This is a genomic window from Xenorhabdus koppenhoeferi (assembly GCF_900116635.1).
GTDB lineage: Bacteria > Pseudomonadota > Gammaproteobacteria > Enterobacterales > Enterobacteriaceae > Xenorhabdus > Xenorhabdus koppenhoeferi.
Genome location: NZ_FPBJ01000071.1, coordinates 1 through 4,219 on the forward strand (window position 1 = coordinate 1; position 4,219 = coordinate 4,219).

Consider the following 4,219-nt stretch of genomic DNA (forward strand, 5'->3'; position numbering starts at 1 on the left):
TAGGCCATAGCGCATTTTCCTTTGGCGAGAAAGATGCCTACTATAGCAACTGACCGCCTTTCTTAGAAATTGCACTTATTAGGCGAATCCAAGAAACATTATGTACTCCATTATTAATAATCTGAATCTGGTAATTCATTATTTTCTTAATTTTAAGTTGCTATTATTGAATAGGTTTTTGATAAATATTGGTTGCTATGTATTATCCCATCTTCTATGCAGTTTTTATTCTGTATACAAGGTACATAATGTGCCAACTTCAATCAATACATGCTGTACCTGAAAATTAATGTAAAATTATTACACTTTGATTTAAAAGAGAATTAATTTTATTTTTGATTAAATCTTGTGATTTGCATCACTAGATTCCCGAGGAAAGGATACAAAAAAACCCTCAATTGAGGGTTTAGTTAATAATCTATTAAAACATAAAGTGAGTTAGGTTACATTATGTGATAATTTACAAGAGGTTTATTATTGTTAGCTTACTTTAATGCCACGTTTTGCCATCATTTCAGCGAAAATTGCATCAAAATGTGCAGATCTAATTTTCAATTCATCCAAAAATTTATCTGCCTCTTCTGATGGTAAGTTGTCAAATAGGCTTACTAATTCCTTTTGTTTTTTGGTTAGACTTGGCTCAAATTCGATATTTATAGAGTTTGAAGCCTGCTTATTGATATTAGAAATTGTGCCGTCTGAATTCAAAATAACGTGCTTAATTTCTATAAAATCTAGTATTGCCGCGATTTCTTTTAGCGACGGCTCTCTCCTCCCGTTTAGCCAATGCCCCACCGCACCCCGTGTTATGCCGAGATGTTCAGCCAATTTATCGTATGTAATGCCTAAGACTTTCATTTGGTCTTTGGCCATATCAAACCAGTTCATGTTCATACTTGAATTATACAAACTGTATCAGTTTTATCAATAAACATATTGTATCTTTATATTGCCTTGTTTGGTACATTCTGTATTATGTGGAAAGGAGGAGCAATATGAACAAGATAAAAGAACTCAGATCTGATTTAGGGATTACCCGAAAAAGGTTGGCTGAACACGTAGGTTGTACTCCTAGCGCAATAGGGCACTACGAGAATGGAAGGCGCACCCCGGATATCACTGTGTGTAGAACGATAGTTTCAGCTTTTGGCGAGTTAGGTGCTGAATTCACACTTGATGATATTTTCCCGCCCCTTAAGGGTAAGAAGAGACATGCTTCCTGATTACACCCAAGTTGGCCTGCCATCGCATTTTTACCCTGACGATGGCAAATGGACAGATAACCTACAACGTGCAGGGGTTAGCGATGTTTAACAAATTCAATGAGCGCAATAGTGGCAGGGAGCACGTCCTTTGGTTCTCTGAGGGAGGGAACAAATCTGCCATCGTCATAAGTAGAACAATTATCAAGCGCACCAAAAAACTGATCCACGGCGGCCTTGTAGCATTGATTTTCTTTGGGAGTGAGGTGAGGGCGGAGTCTTCTCAGGTCATTACGGCTGATTTTGGGGAAGTCTCGCTTCCGATCTGCGCAGTCATCAATGAAGCGGTCAAGCATCAGGAAGATTTCGTCAGCAACAATATTGAACTCCTTCCGTTTATCTCTTCCGATTTGGAGCTTGTGTCCGAAATAAACGCCAAGCCCGAAAGAGGTTATCGTCCAAAGCAACCCAAAGAGGGCGAGGTGAGACTCAATAAAGGTAATAGTAGTAGTCATGACGTATCGATCCTTTTGATATTGATACTCAATTTTTTCTGTTTGATTTTTGGTGTTCTGTTCAGCTTTTACATCAGCCCGATGATTCTAAAAAAGCGCCGTCGCTGGATGCGGTATCACAGCCTGAAAGCGCAACGGTTTCACCACAAATACCCTGACAAATACTATCCCATGCCACGTAAAACGTTCTGGCAATGGGTGTGGTTTTGAGTCTGGAGTAAGGATTTATGCAGAACAAATATAACACAGTCCATGACTTTATCAGTTTGTATACATTAGAAAAATCGCTTCACCTCCTAAGGAGATAAGTCGCCGTGAGGCCTGATTATATCGCAGTTCAAATGCCAGACGTTTATCAGCCGGGTGATGCGGCATGGATTCAGACGGTTCTGGCCGCCATGAAAAGCTCAACGATGCGGGCGTATGCAAGGGATAAGTACGCCTACATCTACAAGCTCCGGTGGGATGAAGAACCCGTGTCATATCGCAAGGGTAATGCCGGGGCTAAGGCAGCCAACACATGGCTCAGGTTGTTTTTTGAGAAGAATCATAAATCGATGCAGGGTTATACAGAAGCGCCGTTGTTAGCCCCGCAAGCACCGCCAAAGGACACAGCCCAAACCTGAGGTTGCGTTGAGATCACGGAACTGACAGGCAGCACTAAAATGGCTGTGTCTTCTGGCTGTGGGATCGGTGGTTAGGGGATCACTGGGGTTGAACATGAAAAAACAGCCAAGTGAGAATGATTATCAAAGTGGGGAAAGCCAAGAAAACTGGCAATGTCGAAAAAGTACTAAATAAGAACCCCCCTATTTTTTTTGGACAAATGAGAATGATTATCAACAGAAAAGCAGAAGAAATTATCGCAAAACACAAGAAATTAACTGCGTGGAAACCTGCCCGCGCCGTGGCTGAACTGGTAGCCGCCGGGATGTCAGAAACCGAAGCCACAGCAATGGTCAAAGCAAACGCCCCCGAACGGAAAGCGCACAAGCCTCACAAGCCACACAACAGCCACGCAAAGCCGGTAAATCTGGAAGTACTGAGCACGCATTACATCGTGGTTGGTGATTACGATTTGCTGGGTCTGAAACATCAGGATGCGCTGATTGCCGCTATCCGAAACGGCAAAGGGAAGAGTTCATTGAACGATGGGGAAATGGCGGTCACCCTGTTCGGGTTAGTCAAGGCCTATCCGATCATCACCACCGCCGAAGTGAATAAATTTATCAACCGGGACGCATTCATCGACAGTATTCCGCTGTTTATTGACGGGGAAACGATCGGCGGTGAAATGATGCCGTCAGCGGATAACGACAGCGTGAAAGACGTTTTTCGTGCGGTTAAGCAACTGAAAAAAATCACTGAGTATTTAGCGGATACTGGCGCACTGACGCTCAATAAATACCTTGATCGCGTGCCGACCGACGAGGACGTTAAACGCGCCGTGGGTATTGTTGCCCCGGCAATAACAAACCCGTACTTCCATGAAATCGATTATGCGCGCCAGTATAGCAATATGCCTGCACGGGAGCACGCTGAGGACAGCAAGCGGATCATTAATGCGTGGAAAGACGAACTGAAAATCAAAGGAAGCAAGAAACCGAACGGTGACACTTTGGCGGGTAAACCCGTATCGGCTCTTGCAATAGGTACTAACAAAGTTACCTGCGCAAAGTATGGCACAGGGACCACAGAAAATAAACAGGGGGTAGCATCATGCTGAATATTACGCCCAATTTCGCACAGGAACGGGCTTTAAATATGCTGCGTCAGCACTGGAAACAGCACCGTACTTTTATGGTGTACAGTCCGACGGGATCAGGCAAAACCGGACTGGCCGCCTTTATCACCGCGGGATATATCACCCGTAAAATGCGGGTCATGTTCTGTGTGCCGTATACCATCCTCGTTGAGCAGACCGCCAAACAGTTCGTTAAGTATGGTTTACCCGCGCATGAAATGAGTTATAGCAGAATCAATATAATCAGACATAAGTCACATGCTCTGTAAACAGCTCATCAATAGAGCATCTTTCTCGTCTTCTTGTTGTTTTTGTTTCAGCCCATTTGTTTTCGATAGGATTTAAATCTGGGCTGTAAGGCGGAAGCCATTCTAACTGGCATCCGTGATCGGTTATCGCTTTTCGCGTGTCACCGCGTTTATGGAAAGGGGCATTATCCATCACAATCACTGTCCCCTTAGGGAGCTTCGGCAACAAATCTTGTGTCAGCCAGGCATGAAACACATTCGCATTAATGGTTCCGGCAAACAAACTTAAGGTCACAAAGGTATTTTTAATGATAGCACCAATGGCATTAATGCGGCCTTTGTGCTGCCAGTCATGTAAACCAAAACAGCGGGACCCTTTTAACGAATAGCCATGCGTACGTGGCATGGACTGCTCAAAGCCGCTTTCATCCAGATAAACAATCTGTTTGCCCGCCTGCTCATGATGGCGGATACGCTCGCCAAATACCTGACGAGCGTGTTCGTCAGCGG

At 44.0% G+C, this 4,219-nt stretch carries 7 protein-coding genes and 1 pseudogene; 6 read left to right on the forward strand and 2 right to left on the reverse strand.

Features of this window, described 5'->3' with window-relative positions:
• Nucleotides 1-480: 480 nt before the first annotated feature.
• Nucleotides 481-888 carry a helix-turn-helix domain-containing protein gene (locus BM329_RS13980; RefSeq protein WP_177216282.1) on the reverse strand — a complete coding sequence of 136 codons (408 nt, stop codon included), beginning with the start codon at nt 886-888 and terminating at the stop codon, nt 481-483.
• 107 nt (nt 889-995) lie between these two features.
• Between BM329_RS13980 and BM329_RS13985 the strand changes: the two genes are divergently transcribed.
• The 6 genes and pseudogenes from BM329_RS13985 to BM329_RS14005 form a co-directional block, all read left to right on the forward strand.
• Nucleotides 996-1,223 (forward strand): helix-turn-helix transcriptional regulator, encoded by a 228-nt coding sequence (locus tag BM329_RS13985; protein ID WP_092554378.1) that lies wholly within the window; start codon nt 996-998, stop codon nt 1,221-1,223.
• Complete coding sequence (locus BM329_RS14775) at nt 1,159-1,314, forward strand: hypothetical protein (RefSeq protein ID WP_177216281.1); 156 nt, start codon at nt 1,159-1,161, stop codon at nt 1,312-1,314. Before BM329_RS13985 ends, BM329_RS14775 begins: the two co-directional genes overlap by 65 nt.
• Complete coding sequence (locus tag BM329_RS13990; protein ID WP_092554381.1) at nt 1,307-1,927, forward strand: hypothetical protein; 621 nt, start codon at nt 1,307-1,309, stop codon at nt 1,925-1,927. Before BM329_RS14775 ends, BM329_RS13990 begins: the two co-directional genes overlap by 8 nt.
• Nucleotides 1,928-2,031: 104 nt before the next feature.
• Nucleotides 2,032-2,343, forward strand: a complete 312-nt coding sequence (locus BM329_RS13995; protein WP_092554384.1) for a hypothetical protein — start codon at nt 2,032-2,034, stop codon at nt 2,341-2,343.
• A gap of 116 nt (nt 2,344-2,459) precedes the next feature.
• A complete protein-coding gene (locus tag BM329_RS14000; RefSeq protein ID WP_245759100.1) occupies nt 2,460-3,443 on the forward strand; it encodes a hypothetical protein in 984 nt (327 codons plus the stop codon).
• Nucleotides 3,434-3,688 (forward strand): annotated as a pseudogene (locus BM329_RS14005) (DEAD/DEAH box helicase family protein); the annotation flags it as partial. The gene BM329_RS14000 and the pseudogene BM329_RS14005, both read left to right, overlap by 10 nt.
• 16 nt (nt 3,689-3,704) lie before the next feature.
• Here the strand turns inward: BM329_RS14005 and BM329_RS14010 are convergent.
• The coding region (locus BM329_RS14010; RefSeq protein ID WP_245759041.1) for an IS630 family transposase at nt 3,705-4,219 on the reverse strand (515 nt) is incomplete at its 5' end.

Bases quoted from the DNA above. Each gene is read 5' to 3' on its own strand.
- BM329_RS13990 (WP_092554381.1), top strand. From the start codon at position 1,307: ATGTTTAACAAATTCAATGAGCGCAATAGTGGCAGGGAGCACGTCCTT.
- BM329_RS13985 (WP_092554378.1), top strand. From the start codon at position 996: ATGAACAAGATAAAAGAACTCAGATCTGATTTAGGGATTACCCGAAAA.
- BM329_RS13980 (WP_177216282.1), bottom strand. From the start codon at position 888: ATGAACTGGTTTGATATGGCCAAAGACCAAATGAAAGTCTTAGGCATT.
- BM329_RS14000 (WP_245759100.1), top strand. From the start codon at position 2,460: ATGATTATCAAAGTGGGGAAAGCCAAGAAAACTGGCAATGTCGAAAAA.